Genomic DNA, 16,910 nt, shown 5'->3' on the forward strand with positions numbered 1-16,910 from the left:
GAAGCAAGTTCTTTTTTAGCGAAAACAGAAGAGTCTTTAATCAAAAAAATCACCTATAGATAGTATACTATATCTACAGGCGAAATTTAATCTTTCGGAATGTCCTTCAGGACATCTTTTTTACATCGTATCAAAGTATCTTAATTTCGTGTTATAATCAAAATACTGAGGTGAACAACATGAAAATTGCAGAACTGGTAAATGCGCATTATAATGAATTATCATCAAACGATATTTATATCTGGAATTACATACAAGAACATCAAAAAGAATGTGCTAATTTATCCATCAATGAATTAGCAGATCGCTGTCATGTTTCTAAGACAACTATACTTCGTTTTGCACAGAAGCTTTCCTTAAAGGGATACAGTGAATTAAAGGTGTATCTAAATTGGGAACAAAGACCAACACAAACCACGACAATTGATCCTGAACTTGTGGATAAGGTTTGTGATACGTGCAAGTATGCTATTGATGAGATAAGAGAACGTGATTTTACAGATATCTGCGCTTTGTTATATCGTTCAAAGCGAATCTTTGTTTATGGTACAGGTGCACTACAGAATTCAGTTGCCAATGAATTACAACGGATGTTTTTATATTGTGGGGAATTAGTATATGTACTTTCTGGTGAGAAAGAAACAGAAATGGTTTTACCGTTTTTAGAATCTAGTGATGTTGTGATTCTTATTTCACTCCGTGGAGAAGGAGATCTTATTACAGATTTCGCATCTAGATTACGATCAAAAAATGTATCTACCATCTCGATAACAAGACTGAAAAATAATGATTTGGCACAAGTGTGTACGAAAAGCATTTATATCACCACATCAAAGGTAATGATTGGAGAACATATTTTACACGAAGCAGCCAACTTATTTTTTATACTTGCGGAGATTTTATTCCTAAGATACTCTCAATACAAAGAAAAAGAAGATGCAAAAAAGTAAGTGAATTTTCTCACTTACTTTTTATAAGGCTTCATGAACTAATGATTTAGTTATAATTACGATTTCCAAAGATAATAGTTCCTAATCGTATCATATTAGAACCATGTTGAATGGCAAGTTGATAATCAGAGCTCATACCCATAGATAAGGTATGAATTTTATCTTCTCCATATTCACTTTGCATCTTACGATAAAGAACATTCATCTTTTCAAAACATTCTTCTGTAGTTTCGGGTTTTTCAAGCGGTCCTACACACATCAAGCCTTGAATATCTATATGAGGATATTGCATACAGTGTTTGATAAAACTAGAGCATTCTTCGAATAAAATTCCAGTTTTATTTACTTCACGTGAAATATTTATTTCTACAAGTACTGGCATTACTTTATCAATTTTTGCACATTGTTTTTCAATTTCTTCTGCTAAACGTAAGCTATCCAAACTTTGAATCATACTTGCTAAAGGAACAACATCTTTGACCTTATTTCTTTGTAGGTGACCAATAAAATGCCATTCATAATCTGGATGATACTTCTGTACCATTTCCTGTGCTTTATTTTCACCAAAGATGGTACAACCACATGCATAAGCTTCTGCTATTTCTTCTTTTGTATGCATCTTACTAACTGCAATGAGTGTTACATTTTCTGGTAATCCATTTCGTATTTCATTTAATTTTTTCTTATTCATACGCTCACCCTTTTTCTTTTTATAAATCTATTCTTCAATATCCTCATCAAAGGATTTGCTATCTTGTATTAAACTGTTTAAGGTACGCAATTCATCTGCGTGTAAATATCTCCATTGTCCAACTTTGAGCGGTTCTAAATGTATATTCATGATTCGAACACGTTCTAGTTTTACAACCTTATATTGAAATGCAGTACACATTCTTCGAATCTGACGATTTAATCCTTCTGTTAAAATAATACGAAAAGATAAGGTGTCAATTTGTTCTACAATTGCAGGCTTTGTTATTTGATAAGTATTCGCAACAGCATTATAGATTTTAACACCCTTGCGTAATTCTTGTACGAACTCTTCCTGAATAGGCTTATCTACTTTTACAATATATTCTTTCTCATGTTGATTTACAGAACGTAATATTTTGTTTACGATATCTCCATCATTGGTGAGTAGTATTAAACCACTGGATTCTTTATCTAAACGACCAATTGGAAAGATAGACTCTTTATGGTTCATAAAATCAACCATATTCCCATCAATTGCAGTGTCTGTTGTACACGTGATACCAACAGGTTTATGCAAAGCAATATACAACATCTCTTGTTTATGTTCGATCAATGTATGTTCAACCATAACTTTTTGATGTGCTTCGACTTTCGTCGCAAGTGTTGCGATTTCTCCATCAATGGTAACCTTGTGTGCTTCAATCAATCGATCTGCTTCTCTTCTAGAACAGTATCCAGAACTACTGATGTATTTGTTTAAACGAATAGCTTCTTTTTTTTCGTGTTGAATAATGCCAGATGTATCTTCTTTTCGATCTTTTTCAATCTGGAATGCTTTCTTCATTGGAAATAGTTCCTTCCTATTTTATGACACGGATAGTTTCAATTACAGGTTGATCTGCTTTCGCAACAGTTCCATTTTCATCTAATACAGATGTTTCACTTACAATTTTATCTACAATATCCATACCTTCTGTTACATGTCCAAATGCTGCATAGTCACCATCAAGATGTGGTGCAGTTGCGTGCATAATAAAGAATTGTGAACTAGCGGAATCATTATCATTTGAGCGAGCCATAGAAAGTACTCCACGTTCATGTTTGATATTGTTTTCAATGGAATTGTTCGCAAATTCTCCAGTGATAGTTTTATCAGAGCCACCTGTCCCATTTCCATTTGGGTCTCCACCCTGAATCATAAATCCATCGATAATACGATGGAACGTCAATCCATCATAGAACTTTTGATTTACCAAGTCTATAAAATTTGTAACTGTAATAGGAGCTGTATCCGCATCTAATTCAACTTTCATAGTTCCCATATCTTTTACAACGATTTCTACGTTATGTTTTCCACTTAATAAGTTTTCGTCTTTTGGTTTTGTTTCTTCCTTATCACTTCCACATGCAGCTAGTGTAATCATACATGTTAGTATAAACATAGTCTTTATAAATTTTTTCATAAATATCTCCTTTTGCGTATGTATCTATTGTAACGCAAACCCCATGAAACGACAATAAAAACCCACAAGAGTTGGCTCCTGTGGGTTTGTTTTATAACATATGTTTACGTAGTTCTTCGCTTGATTCAGGGTGTAGATAAGCAGGTGCAATATCAAATACAGTTTTACATCCACTCATTCCTTCTTGGTGCATGCGATATGCTGCTCTTGCATAAGCAACTAATACACTAGATGTGAATTCTGGATTGGAATCCAACTTTAATTGATATTCAATCACATGTTTATGTTCATTGTTCCAACCAGTGCTTCCGCTACGAATTACGAATCCACCATGTGGAATTCCACTATGATCACGCTTAAACTCTTCTTCATCAATGAAATGTACTGTTGTATCATATTCATCAAAGTAGTTTGGCATAGTCACAATATCACGCTCGATTTGTGCTAAGTCTGCACCTTCTTTAGCAACTACAAAACATTCTCTTGTATGTTTTTGACGTGTTGTTAGTTCAGGGTTTGTTCCACTACGTACTGCATCTAATGCAGCTTCCACAGGAATTGTATATTGTTTTGCGTCCTTCACACCTTCGATGCGTCGTACAGCATCAGAGTGTCCTTGAGATACACCTTTTCCCCAGAATGTATAATCTTTACCTTCTGTAAGGATTGCACTAGCGTATAAACGGTTTAAGGAGAACATTCCTGGATCCCAACCGCAAGAAATAATAGAGATTTTCTTTGCTGCTTTACTAGAAGCATCCACATTTTCAAAATGTGCAGGTATTTTAGCATGCGTATCAAAACTATCAATTACATTGAAATACTTTGCCATTTCCTTTGTTTGTTCAGGAAGATCATTTGCACTACCTCCGCAAAGAATCATGACATCAATTTGATCTTTCATGTTCATTGCATCTTCCATTGTATATACAGGAGTCGCGCTGTCATGAGGTGTTACAGTGGCTGGATCACGTCTTGAGAAAATTCCAACTAATTCCATGTCTTTTGCTTTTGCTAAAGCACATTCTACACCTCGACCGAGGTTACCATATCCGATAATTCCAACTCTAATCATATATAAGCCTCCTTGTTTTATAAATTCTTTCATATTTTATCATTTATTTTCTGAAAATGCACTTAATTTGTTCCAATATTTATATAATTTTTATAAGTGTAAGCATTAAAGTGACTATTTATGATAAAATAAATCTAAACAAGGGGTATTTATATGAAATATTGTATGCGAATCATAGACGCCAGTATTATATTCTGTGTCGCCAATTTTATTTGTTTCCCACTATTTAATAATCGCAATGTAGTGTTGTTTCTTTTTGTACTACTTTTTGTATGGATTAATATCTTTCCAACATTTACGAATCGTTGGATGACAACATGGCGATTAAGAGTTTGTGCAGATGGATGTGAGCTTTTGATTGTGTTTCTATTATCTACAATCGCAAGTACGATGTATCTAATTTATGATCTTCAACGCACAGATTGGAGAGGCTGGCTTCTTCATTTATTATGTGTATTTATTATAGAAGCGATTGTTTTCTGGAATGGGATCATACGTGTGTATACGACCTCATATCAATTGAAGCTAAAATGGCGTGTGATTGGAATCGTATGTGGTTGGATTCCAATTGCGCAATTCATTGCCTTGTATTATATCATTCGTATTACATATAAGGAAAGCATCTTTGAAAGTAAAAAGATGATTATCAACAAAGAGCGATCAAAAGATAAAATTTGCGAAACAAAATATCCAATTCTTATGGTACACGGTGTCTTTTTTAGGGATTTCAAGTACTTTAACTATTGGGGAAGGATTCCAAAAGAATTAGAGCGTAATGGCGCAATCCTATATTATGGAAACCATCAATCCGCCGCAGCTATTGCGGATAGCGGAAAGGAATTGGCAGAAAGGATTCAGGCGATACGAAAAGAAACAGGGAGTGAAAAAGTAAATATTATTGCACATTCAAAAGGTGGATTAGATAGTAGATATGCGATATCACAGTTGGGTATGGCCCCCTATGTAGCTTCTCTAACGACCATAAATACACCACATAAGGGATGTGTGTTTGCGGACTATCTATTACATAAAATACCAGTGAAAGTGAAAGAACAAGTAGCGGATATGTACAACGCAACATTAAAAAAGATGGGCGATTTTAATCCCGATTTCTTATCTTCCGTAAACGATTTAACGGCTTCCTCATGTACAAACTTTAATGAACTTGTAGTAGATAAAGAAAATGTGTATTATCAAAGTGTAGGTTCTAAGTTAAATCGAGCAAGAGATGGTCGCTTTCCCTTAAACTTCTCAATGCAATTGGTATCCTACTTTGATGGACCTAACGATGGATTAGTCGCAGAAACTTCGTTTCCATGGGGGGAAAACTTTCGCTTTCTTACAACAAAAGGAAACAGGGGTATATCACATGGTGATATGATTGATTTGAACCGAGAAAATATAGATGATTTTGATGTGCGTGAGTTCTATGTAGAACTTGTACACGAGTTAAAAGAAAAAGGATTTTAAACATATAAAAAGGAACGACTCACATAGAAATCGTTCCTTTTTATGTGGAAAACCACCTGTATATAGAAGGGAATGAAGCAATTCCCTATTGGTAGTATATGATATATCTTGAAAAGGTATACATTTTGCGTAGTTCACAAGTGTTCTAAACATTAAAATCTTTGTGTGATACCCTTTGATTATGATATAATATGTTAGATTGGTTAGGAGTGTTGAAGATGCGCAACGGTCTATTTATTACATTTGAAGGAAATGATGGAAGTGGTAAAACAACCATTTCTAAATTAGCATATGAAAAATTAAAAGAAGCAGGATATCCTGTAATATATACAAGAGAACCTGGAGGAATTGATATTGCCGAGCAAATACGCCATGTCATCCTTGATCCAAAAAATACAGCAATGGATCCTAGATGTGAAGCTTTGTTGTATGCGGCAAGTCGTCGTCAACATTTGATAGAAAAAGTTCTTCCTGCATTAGCAGAAAATAAAATCGTATTATGCGATCGTTTTGTAGATAGTTCTTTAGTATATCAAGGGATCGCAAGAGGAATTGGGTTTGATGAAGTCTATCAAATCAATGAATTTGCGATTGAAGGACATATTCCAAACGCAACAATTTTCTTATCCGTTAGTTTAGAGACAGGATTATCTAGAGTTAGCAATCGTGGTAATCTTGATCGATTAGATAACGAAAGTAATGAATTTCATAAGAAAGTTGCGGAAGGATATGAAATCGTAAAAGAAAAATTCAAAGATCGTATGCATGTGATTGATGCAAATAAAGATATTGATACGGTATTAACAGATACTGTAAATGCTTTATTGGAGATTATTGAACCTCATGTTTAAAGATGTTTTGAAGGAACAGCAACCTGTGGTATATCACACATTAAAGAATGCTCTAGAAAGTGATAAGCTTGCACATGCATATATGTTTAGTGGACCCAGTGGTACACCAAAGAAAGAAACTGCATACTTGTTAGCGCAAAGTATACTATGTGATGAAACAGGATTTGCTTGTGAAACATGCGATACTTGTATGCGCGTATTGCATAATGAATATGCAGATATGATATACATCGATGGAACAAGCGTTTCTATAAAGAAAGATGCCATCCTAAAGCTACAGGTTGCATTTAATAAAACTGGATTGGAAACAAAAGGTAAGAAAATTTATGTTCTTGATCATGCGGAGAATGCTACTCCAGATGCGTTAAATAGTTTATTAAAGTTTTTGGAAGAACCAACCAACGACATGATCGCAATCCTTATTGTGGAACAAATTGATAGAGTATTACCTACCATTGTTTCAAGATGTCAAAACATTCCTTTTACTGCCTTGAACGCGAAACAATGCTACCAAGCAGTGCACGAAGAAGTCAGTGAACTAGACGCTTATATTCTTAGCAATTTGATTCGTGCAAAACAAGATATATTAGAAGCGAGTGAATCTGAAGATTACCAACATGCACTTTATGTGTTCAAGGGTATGGTAGAAAGATTTTGCGTATCACCAGATAAAGCATTGCTATTCATGCAAGTTGACGGGTTTCCTGCGAAACAGAAAAAATATGGAAAACAATCGCTTGTATATATCGTAGATATGTTGCACTTGCTTTTCAAAGATTGTATGAAAGATAATCGTGAGACAAGTGATGAATGGTACTTGAAGCAAATGAGTGTCATACAAAGCAAACACATGGATTATGTAAAACTATTGCAAATACTTATGCAGACCAAAGATACATTATTGCGTTCTGTAAATATACAGCTATTGTTGGATCAGATGCTGTATCAAATGAAAGAGGTGACAAGATGAGTCAGGAAAATAAACAAAAATTTCAAGATCATAAAAATGACACACGCCACGAGGATAAAAAACCTCCTCGTATGTATAAATTTGTAGCGTTTGTTTCATTTAAAGAATCCAAGAAAATCTATACGTTTGGTACAGATCACGATGATTACCATGTAGGTGATTTAGTCGTAGTGGAAACTGTGCGTGGATTAGAGCTAGGTGAAATTGTAAAAGAAAGTGAAGCTTTCTTCTCCAATGGAATGGAAATAAAACCCGTTCTTCGTAAAGCAAGTGAAAAAGACTTAAAACAAGTTGCGGAGAATGAAGAAAAAGCAAAGAAAGCAATGAAGATATGCAATGACTGTATTGAAAAGTACAAGTTAGATATGAATCTTATCGAAGCAGAATACACACTAGACTGCAGTAAAATTATCTTTGTTTATGTAGCGGATGAGCGTGTAGATTTCAGAGAATTACTAAAAGAATTAGCAGGTATCTTTAAGTGTCGTATCGAACTTCGCCAGATTGGACCTCGTAATAAATCTAAGATTATTGGAGGACTAGGAAGTTGTGGAATGGAAACATGTTGTTCAAGATTCTTAAATGATTTTGATGTTGTTTCTATTAATATGGCGAAGAACCAACTATTGGCTTTGAACATTCAAAAGTTGAGTGGACAATGTGGAAAATTAATGTGTTGTTTAAAATTTGAAGATGAACAATATAAACGCTTAAGAGATGGTCTTCCTAAAATGAATTCACAAATTGAATATAAAGGGAATAGATATCGTATTACAAGTATGAATGTACTTCTTCAACAGGTCAAAATTGAAAATAGAGAAGATGTACAGTTTTTAAGCTTTAAAGAATTATGGCCGGATATGGATTTTTCTGATCGGTAGGTGAAAAGCATGATTCGTCAAAAAAGTTTTGAAAATGAACAACCAACATTGTATGTTGTCGCAACTCCCATTGGAAACCTTGGTGAGATGACACCACGTGCTATTCGTATACTTGAAAGCGTTGATGTGATTGCGGCAGAAGATACGAGAAATACTATGAAGCTATTATCACATTTTGGTATTAAGACACGATTGATAGCGCATCATCAACATAACGAAGCACAGAGTGCAAATGGATTGTTGGAATTATTACAAAAGGGAAACGATGTAGCCCTTGTAAGTGATGCCGGATATCCTTTGATATCAGATCCTGGTTCTATTGTCTCTAAGAAAGTTATGGAAGCAGGGTTTAATGTAGTTCCTATATCAGGATGTAATGCAATGTTAAATGCACTTGTATCCAGTGGATTGTCTACAGAGCATTTTCTGTTTTATGGTTTTTTGAAATCAGGAGAAAAAGAGAGAATTAAAGAACTCTTTGATTTAAAATATTATCCATTTACCATGGTTTTTTATGAAGCTCCACATCGTATCAAAAAGATGTTGAATAGTGCCTTAGAAGTGCTTGGGAATCGTAAGATTTGCCTTGCTAGAGAACTCACTAAGAAACATGAGGAATTTATTCGTGGTACCATAGAAGAAGTCCTTGAAATTGTGGACGACTTAAAGGGAGAAATGGTGATTGTTGTAGAAGGTTGTGGAGAAGATAGAGCGGATATAGAACTGTCTGCTATGCCTTTGTTACATGATCAAATTAATACCTATGTAGAAGATGGTTTGACAACCAATGAGGCAATAAAAAGAGTCGCTAAAGAAAGAGGCTTATCGAAGAATGATATTTATAAAGAATATCATGGACTAAATTAGTATAAATAGGTAGGGTAGAAATACTCTGCCTTTTCTCTTGCTTTCTAATATTAGAATTATTATAATAATATTAGAAAGTATTAGAAAGGTGAATTCATGAAAAAAGAAGATATGTACACAGAATTTAAAAGAGAATACGTAGACGATTTGAAAAAGACGATTGTAGCCTTTGCTAATAGTGAGGGTGGAACCATATTTGTTGGTATGGAAGATGATGGCAGTGTTAGTGGTGTTAAAAAAGAAGAAATAGATGATGTCATGTTAAAAATAACGAATTCTATTCGAGAAAGTATTTCACCAGATGCGACTATGTACACGAAATGTTTGATAAAAGAAATGGATTTGAAAATGATAATAGAAATCCTTGTTCAAGAGGGAGATTCAAAACCCTACTATTTAAAAAATAAGGGTCTTAAGTCTAACGGTGTTTATGTTCGTCAAGGAGCGTCAAGTGTGTGTGCAAGCGAGCTTATGATAAAGAAGATGATTGTGGAATCTGATGGTGAAAGTTTTGAAAAGAAACGTTCCTTAAATCAAGAGCTATCATTCACATCATTCATGACAGCTTGCGAAGATATGGAACTTCCAATGAAAGAAAATCAGATGAAAACTCTACATTTCTATACAAACGATAGTATCTATAGTAATCTAGCTTATTTGATATCAGATCAATGCCCTACTACAACAAAATGTGCTGTTTTTGAAGGAAAATCAAAAATAAACTTCTTGGATCACCAAATTTTTGAGGGCTCTATTATAAATCAAATGAAGAAGACAATGCAGTATGTACAACAGTATAATAAAAAGAAATCTACCTATGACAGTTTAAAAAGAATTGATACTTTCGATTATCCAGAAGTCGCAATACGTGAGGCTATCATTAATGCTATTGTGCATCGTGATTATTCTTTAGGAGGAAGTACACTACTTTCTATTTTTGATGATCGTATAGAGATAGTTTCATTAGGATGTTTGATGAAAGGGATTAGTAAAGATGATTTAAGAGTAGGAGTATCTTTATTAAGAAACGAATATTTATCAAACTTATTCTATCGTTTACAATGGGTGGAAGCATACGGAACTGGTATACCTAAAATTGAGGAGAGCTATCGAAATTCAAATGTAAAACCTTTTATTGAACTTAGTGAAAATGCATTCAAAATAACATTACCAAACCGAAATAATACCATCATGACGCAACAAAATCTGAATGAGTATGAAAGCGAAATCGTGAAACTCTTATTAGAATCTAAGGAAATGCGGCGGAAAGATATTCAGGATTTCTTGCAGGTATCACAAGCAACTGTAATCAATAATTTAAGGAGTTTAATCGAACGAAATGTTATAAATAAAAAGGGCAAAGGAAAACAAACGGTGTATTTTATTGGATAAATTATATATAAATAAGCCTTTGTTTATGCGTGTTTCTGTAGTTTTGTAAAAATTTCATTCAAGAAATTTCAAAAAAATTGTTGACAATCTTGAAAGCGCATACTAGAATGAATATGTAAATAAGGATTGTTACTCTTTGAGGCATTACCTTTAATGAAGGCACAAGATGTGCGTCATTTTTGGATGTTTTGAAGAGTTTTTATTTTATAAAGGAGAGATGAACATGTTTGGATTTAAAAAGAAAAAAGATGTAGACAACAATTTGTATGCACCAGTAAATGGTACCTGCATTTCGATAGAAGAAGTGAATGACCAAGTATTCTCAAGTCGTATGATGGGAGATGGTGTAGCTTTCAAATTAGCAGACGGTAAAGTGTGTGCACCATGCGATGGAACGCTCGTTATGATTGCGAATACAAAACATGCATTTGGTATTCAAGGTGATAATGGAGTAGAAGTGTTAATTCATATTGGGCTTGATACAGTAAACTTAAATGGTGAAGGTCTAAAGACATTAGTGGATCAAGGTTCTAAAGTAAAAAAAGGGGAAGGAATTATCGAAGTCGATATGAAATTTATGGAAGAAAAAGAAATTGATTTAACAACACCAATGATTGTGACAAATGGAACAGATTTATCATTGACATTCCATCATATTGGCGATAAAGTTTCAGTAGGGGAAGATATTGTAATCGCAAAAGCGTAGAAAGCGAGGAGGCATATCATGAAGGTTATTAAAAAAATAAATAACAATGTTGCTGTTTGTATTGATAATAACCAGAACGAATTGATTGCCTTTGGTAAAGGAATTGGATTTCCTGAAATTCCATATGAATTAAATGATTTAAGTAAAATACATCGAACGTACTATGGAATCAACTCTAACTATCTTGGGTTGTTACATGAGATAAGTGAAGAGGTATTTGAAATTAGTGCGAGGATAGTTGATTTTGCGAAGAATTACATAGACAATGAATTAAACGCAAATATCGTATTCACATTAGCAGATCATATCAACTTTGCGATTCAAAGATATGAAAAAAATTTAAAAATAAAAATGCCGTTCTCATATGATGTTGCACATCTATATGAAACAGAGATGGAAATAGGTGAAAAAGCAGTTAAGTTAATCAATGAGAAAATGCATATTAGGTTATGTAAAGAGGAAGCAGTGGGTATTGCTCTTCACTTTATAAATGCTGAAAACATGCAGGCAAATATGAAAAATGAAATCGATGAAACAGACTTAATCAATGAATTAACAGTGCTAATCGAAGATTCTATGAAAATAGAGATTCATCGTAAAGGATTCAATTACTCACGTTTTGTATCACATCTACAATATCTGTTAAAACGAAGAGATGCAGATACTATGATTGCAAGTGATAACAACGTATTATATAGTTCTATGAAGAAAGAGTGCCCTGACACATATGCATGTGCACAGAGCATTAAAGAATACATTTTAAAGCATTTGAAATGGGAGTTGAACCAAGAAGAACTCTTATATCTGATGTTACATATCAATCGATTATGCAGTAGAGAGGATTGTAACCATTAGGGCATTACCCCTCGCATAAATTCACAAGTTTTTGTGTTTTTATGTGTGGGGTTTTATTTTGGCAAAACCAATGTATAACTCGCGAGATACGTTGTTTGCATATATGAAATTGAAAAATAAAAAGGAGAAAGATTATGGCTAAGAAAGAAAAATATGAAGATTTAGCAAATAGTGTAGTTGATTTGATTGGTGGTAAAGACAATGTTATGTTCTTTACACACTGTGTTACAAGATTAAGATTCAACTTAAAAGATCAAAGTGTTGTAAAAACAGAACAAATCGAAGGTTTAGAAGGTGTAATTGGGGTACAATGGCAAAATGGGCAACTTCAAATCATTATTGGACAAGCTGTTGGAGATGCTTATAAATTAATTTGTGAAAAAAGTGGATTAAAAGAAGAAGTGGCAGTAAATGAGAATAATGAAGAGAAAAAAGAAAAAGGGTTTAAAGGAATTTTAAATGGTGTTTTAAATGCAATTTCTGGTTGTTTAACACCAGCAATCCCAGTGCTTATTGGGTGTGGAATGATAAAAGTACTTGTGTTGTGTATCCAGACCTTCGGTTGGTTGAGCGATACAAATGCAACTATGCAGATATTAACAATGGTTGGAGATGCAGGTTTCTATTTCCTTCCTATAATCGTTGGTAGTAATGCAGCAAAGAAATTTGGTGCAAACCAAGGATTAGGAATGGTAATAGGAGCAATGCTTATTTATCCAACGTTTGTAAGTGGAGTAGCTGAAGGTATATCTTTTAACTTCTTTGGATTACCAATTTATGGAGCAAGTTATACTTCAACAATTTTTCCAGTAATTTTATGTGTTTGGGTAATGGCACCAATCGAAAGATTCTTTGCGAAGATTTCACCTGAATCATTACGTTCTATCATTCAACCACTTTGCACAATCTTAGTTATGATTCCAATTACATTCTGTTTGTTAGCGCCTGCAGGAGCTTTCTTAGGAAATTATGTATCAGAGTTTGTTATTTGGTTATATGAAACAATAGGTTTCGTTGGTGTTGCTGTATTGGCTGCATTCATGCCATTTATCGTTATGACTGGAATGCACTCAGCTTTCGTTCCATATTTACTACAAATGTTTGGATCTGTAGGATATGAACCAATATTCTTTACATCATTAGTTCTTTCTAACATCAATCAAGGAGCTGCATCACTAGCAGTTGCATTAAAATCAAAAAATAAAAGCATTAAATCTACTGGTGTATCTTGTGCAATTACAGCAATCGTCGGTGGAGTAAGTGAACCAGCAATGTATGGAATAAATTTAAAATATAAAACTCCAATGTGGGGTGCTATGATTGGTAGTGCGATTGCAGGTTTATTTGCGGGAATAATGAAAGTATACATTTATGCATTTGCAGGAAGTTCTGCGTTGTTTGCTATTCCATGTTTTATAAGCGAAAATGGAATGAATGTAATTCTGATTTGCGTTTCTATTGTGATAGGTATTGTTTCAACATTTATAGCAACATATATCCTTTACAAGGAAGGAAAATAGGAGGTATTCAATGTCATTTAAAGAAGGTTTCTTATGGGGCGGTGCAACTGCTGCTAACCAATTTGAAGGTGGTTGGGATGAAGGTGGAAAAGGAATGAGCATTGCGGATTTATTAAGCAGTGGCACACATTCCATGCCTAGACAAATCACTAGAGAAATTGAAGATGAATTATATTATCCAAACCATAAGGCAAGTGATTTTTATCATCATTACAAGGAAGATATTGCACTTATGGCTGAAATGGGGTTCAAAACTTATCGTATGTCTATAAACTGGACTAGGATTTATCCAAAAGGTATAGAAGATGAACCAAATGAAGAAGGTCTGATGTTCTATGATCATGTATTTGATGAACTTATGAAATATAATATCGAACCTATCGTTACTATATCTCATTATGAAATGCCATTTTATTTAACAAAAGAATATAATGGTTGGGCAAGCAGGGATGTAATTTCATTTTATGTGCGTTATTGCGAAACCTTGTTTAAGAGATATAAAGAAAAAGTTAAATATTGGCTAACCTTTAATGAAATCAATTGTGGTACATTGGCTCTTGGAAATTATATGTCATTAGGTATCCTTAATGAAGGAACACGCGATTTTACAAATCAAGTGGACAATATTCAGCAAAGGTATCAAGGATTACATCATCAGTTTATTGCGAGTGCGAAAGCAGTAAAACTTTCTCATGAAATAAATCCTAATGCAATGATAGGTTGTATGATAGCAATCATGCCAACTTATCCATTAACGTGTCATCCAATGGATATATTAAAATCGCAAAATCATTGGAAAAATATAAATTATTATTGTGGTGATGTTCAAGTTCATGGAGAGTATCCATATTATGCAAAACATTTTTGGAAGACTCATGGAATAAGTATACAAATGGAAGATGATGACGCAGTAATTTTAAAGGAAGGTTGTGTAGATTTCTATAGCTTTTCTTACTACATGACAAATTGCGTGTCTCATGAAGATAATGTTTCTAAAATAGGTGGTAATTTATTAGAAGGTGTTAAAAATCCGTATTTGAGCTCAAGTGATTGGGGATGGCAAATTGATCCTAATGGCTTACGATATACACTGAATGAGCTATATGGAAGATATAGAATCCCATTAATGATTGTTGAAAATGGATTGGGAGCATTTGATACATTAGAAGAAAACAACCAAATCCATGACGACTATCGAATCGATTATTTACGTGAGCATATCGAGGCAATGTCAGAGGCGATTGAAGATGGCGTTGACTTGATTGGTTATACTCCTTGGGGATGTATTGATTTGATCAGTGCATCAACTGGTGAAATGGGAAAACGTTATGGTTTTGTGTATGTGGATAGTGATGATTTAGGGAATGGAAGTTTTAACCGTTACAAAAAAGATTCTTTCCACTGGTATAAAAAAGTAATCGCAACAAATGGAACAAATTTAGATTAAATCAATGCCCTTTGAGTAAATAAGCGCTCAGAGGGCATTATAAATTTGTCTTTCTTCTGTGCTCATGTTATAATTCACAAGCAACGTTATTTTGGAGGTATACATATGATAGGTACAAATAATGTAAGTGTTCGCTTTGGAGCGAGAACACTGTATAAAGAAGTAAATTTAAAGTTCACAGATGGAAACTGCTATGGTTTAATCGGTGCAAATGGTGCTGGTAAGAGTACATTTTTAAAGGTCTTAAGTGGTGAATTAAAGCCAGATACTGGTGATGTTTTCATGGGACCACATGAAACATTGTTTACTCTTCAACAGGATCATTTTAAGTTTGAAGATTATCCTGTAATAGAAACAGTGATGATGGGAAATACACGCTTGTATGAAATCATGAAAGAAAAAGAACACCTTTATACAAAAGAGGGTGAGTTTACAGATGAAGATGGAGTTAAAGCAGGAGAGCTTGAAGAAGAGTTCGCAAATCTTGATGGTTGGAATGCTGAGAGTGAAGCAGCAACCTTATTAGAAGCACTTGATATTCCAGTTGATTTACATCAGGAATCAATGTCAACTATGACACCTGCACAAAAGGTAAAGATCTTATTAGCGCAAGCATTGTTTGGAAAACCAAACACATTATTGTTGGATGAGCCTACCAATGGATTGGATTTGAAATCTGTAGCATGGTTGGAAAATTTCCTTATCAATTATGAAAGTACAGTAATTGTTGTTTCTCATGATCGTCACTTTTTAAATAAAGTGTGTACACATATTGCAGATGTAGATTTCGGTGCAATTAAAATCTATTCTGGTAACTATGATTTCTGGTATGAATCTAGTCAATTAATTGCGAAACAATTAAAAGACACAAATAAGAAAAAAGAAGATAAAATAAAAGAACTAGAAGCTTTCGTTGCACGTTTTTCTGCGAATGCCGCAAAATCAAAACAAGCAACATCACGTAAGAAAATTCTTGATAAAATATCACTTGATGATATTCAACCATCTACAAGAAAGTATCCTTTCATTGATTTTAAATCAGAAAGAGAATCTGGGAAATCTATCTTATTCGTAGAAGATGTATGTGCTTCTATTGAAGGGAAAGAATTGCTTAAGAACATTTCCTTCTCTATGATGAACGGAGATAAAGTAGCACTTATTGGAAATCCGTTACAAACATCTTTATTACTAAAAGTATTAGCTGGAAGCATCCAACCAGATAAAGGAACAATCGAAGTTGGACAAACGATTACACTTTCTTATATACCTAATGATAATACAGAATACTTTGAAGGTGATGAAAGTATTTGTGACTGGTTAAGTCAGTATTCAAGTATTGATGACATGGGGTATATCCGTGGATTCTTAGGAAGAATGTTGTTCAGTGGAGAAGAAGCATTGAAATCAGTTAATGTGTTATCTGGAGGAGAAAGAGCACGTTGTATGCTTTCAAAGAGTATGCTAGAAGCTCCTAACCTTTTATTGTTAGATGATCCAACTAATCACTTAGATTTGGAATCTATTCAGGCATTAAATAATGGACTTGAAAGCTTTAAGGGAGAGATGATCTTTACTTCTCATGACCACCAATTCATTCAAACTTTAGCAAATCGTATCATTGAAGTAGCAGATGATGGAATCATTGATCGTAGAATGAGCTATGATGAATACTTAGAAAGAGAATTAGGAATACAAGAATAAATAAGAAGGCTCCTGTGAAGGAGCTTTTCCTATAAATGTTGGAAAAGTGTACAAAATTACGCTATATAT

At 33.9% G+C, this 16,910-nt stretch carries 16 protein-coding genes; 12 read left to right on the forward strand and 4 right to left on the reverse strand.

From position 1 onward, the window contains the following. The first annotated feature begins 179 nt into the window (after nucleotides 1-179). On the forward strand, nucleotides 180-950 hold the full coding sequence (locus ACWG42_RS10995) for a MurR/RpiR family transcriptional regulator (RefSeq protein WP_455792328.1): 771 nt from the start codon (nucleotides 180-182) through the stop codon (nucleotides 948-950). 46 nt (nucleotides 951-996) lie between these two features. Here the strand turns inward: ACWG42_RS10995 and ACWG42_RS11000 are convergent, their stop codons facing one another. The 4 genes from ACWG42_RS11000 to ACWG42_RS11015 form a co-directional block, all read right to left on the reverse strand. Further along, nucleotides 997-1,641 carry a YggS family pyridoxal phosphate-dependent enzyme gene (locus tag ACWG42_RS11000; RefSeq protein ID WP_455792330.1) on the reverse strand — a complete coding sequence of 215 codons (645 nt, stop codon included), beginning with the start codon at nucleotides 1,639-1,641 and terminating at the stop codon, nucleotides 997-999. A 27-nt stretch (nucleotides 1,642-1,668) separates the two neighbouring features. Continuing rightward, on the reverse strand, nucleotides 1,669-2,487 hold the full coding sequence (locus ACWG42_RS11005) for a pseudouridine synthase (protein ID WP_455792332.1): 819 nt from the start codon (nucleotides 2,485-2,487) through the stop codon (nucleotides 1,669-1,671). A 16-nt stretch (nucleotides 2,488-2,503) separates the two neighbouring features. Next, nucleotides 2,504-3,106 carry a peptidylprolyl isomerase gene (locus tag ACWG42_RS11010; protein ID WP_455792334.1) on the reverse strand — a complete coding sequence of 201 codons (603 nt, stop codon included), beginning with the start codon at nucleotides 3,104-3,106 and terminating at the stop codon, nucleotides 2,504-2,506. Nucleotides 3,107-3,197: 91 nt separating this feature from the next. Then, a complete protein-coding gene (locus ACWG42_RS11015; protein WP_455792336.1) occupies nucleotides 3,198-4,181 on the reverse strand; it encodes a diaminopimelate dehydrogenase in 984 nt (327 codons plus the stop codon). A gap of 153 nt (nucleotides 4,182-4,334) precedes the next feature. On the opposite strand from ACWG42_RS11015, the gene ACWG42_RS11020 reads away from it, so the two are divergent. The 11 genes from ACWG42_RS11020 to ACWG42_RS11070 all read left to right on the forward strand — a co-directional run bounded on the left by ACWG42_RS11020 (nucleotide 4,335) and on the right by ACWG42_RS11070 (nucleotide 16,841). Then, complete coding sequence (locus ACWG42_RS11020; RefSeq protein ID WP_455792338.1) at nucleotides 4,335-5,651, forward strand: esterase/lipase family protein; 1,317 nt, start codon at nucleotides 4,335-4,337, stop codon at nucleotides 5,649-5,651. Nucleotides 5,652-5,869: 218 nt separating this feature from the next. Continuing rightward, nucleotides 5,870-6,502, forward strand: coding sequence for a dTMP kinase (gene tmk / locus ACWG42_RS11025; protein WP_455792340.1), 633 nt, complete (start codon nucleotides 5,870-5,872; stop codon nucleotides 6,500-6,502). Continuing rightward, nucleotides 6,495-7,472: a DNA polymerase III subunit delta gene (locus ACWG42_RS11030; RefSeq protein ID WP_455792342.1), complete on the forward strand. Its 978-nt coding sequence runs from the start codon at nucleotides 6,495-6,497 to the stop codon at nucleotides 7,470-7,472. Before tmk ends, ACWG42_RS11030 begins: the two co-directional genes overlap by 8 nt. Next, nucleotides 7,469-8,353, forward strand: a complete 885-nt coding sequence (gene ricT, locus ACWG42_RS11035) for a regulatory iron-sulfur-containing complex subunit RicT (protein ID WP_455792344.1) — start codon at nucleotides 7,469-7,471, stop codon at nucleotides 8,351-8,353. Before ACWG42_RS11030 ends, ricT begins: the two co-directional genes overlap by 4 nt. A gap of 9 nt (nucleotides 8,354-8,362) precedes the next feature. Then, nucleotides 8,363-9,220, forward strand: coding sequence for a 16S rRNA (cytidine(1402)-2'-O)-methyltransferase (gene rsmI, locus ACWG42_RS11040; RefSeq protein WP_455792345.1), 858 nt, complete (start codon nucleotides 8,363-8,365; stop codon nucleotides 9,218-9,220). A 96-nt stretch (nucleotides 9,221-9,316) separates the two neighbouring features. Beyond that, complete coding sequence (locus ACWG42_RS11045; protein WP_455792347.1) at nucleotides 9,317-10,612, forward strand: RNA-binding domain-containing protein; 1,296 nt, start codon at nucleotides 9,317-9,319, stop codon at nucleotides 10,610-10,612. 223 nt (nucleotides 10,613-10,835) lie between these two features. After that, complete coding sequence (locus ACWG42_RS11050) at nucleotides 10,836-11,318, forward strand: PTS sugar transporter subunit IIA (protein WP_455792349.1); 483 nt, start codon at nucleotides 10,836-10,838, stop codon at nucleotides 11,316-11,318. 18 nt (nucleotides 11,319-11,336) lie between these two features. Next, complete coding sequence (locus ACWG42_RS11055) at nucleotides 11,337-12,173, forward strand: PRD domain-containing protein (protein ID WP_455792350.1); 837 nt, start codon at nucleotides 11,337-11,339, stop codon at nucleotides 12,171-12,173. 134 nt (nucleotides 12,174-12,307) lie between these two features. Continuing rightward, nucleotides 12,308-13,693, forward strand: a complete 1,386-nt coding sequence (locus tag ACWG42_RS11060; RefSeq protein WP_455792352.1) for a PTS transporter subunit EIIC — start codon at nucleotides 12,308-12,310, stop codon at nucleotides 13,691-13,693. A 10-nt stretch (nucleotides 13,694-13,703) separates the two neighbouring features. After that, a complete protein-coding gene (locus tag ACWG42_RS11065; RefSeq protein WP_455792354.1) occupies nucleotides 13,704-15,140 on the forward strand; it encodes a glycoside hydrolase family 1 protein in 1,437 nt (478 codons plus the stop codon). A 105-nt stretch (nucleotides 15,141-15,245) separates the two neighbouring features. Next, complete coding sequence (locus ACWG42_RS11070) at nucleotides 15,246-16,841, forward strand: ABC-F family ATP-binding cassette domain-containing protein (RefSeq protein WP_455792356.1); 1,596 nt, start codon at nucleotides 15,246-15,248, stop codon at nucleotides 16,839-16,841. Nucleotides 16,842-16,910: the final 69 nt, after the last annotated feature.

It is taken from the genome of Amedibacillus sp. YH-ame10 (assembly GCF_053848885.1).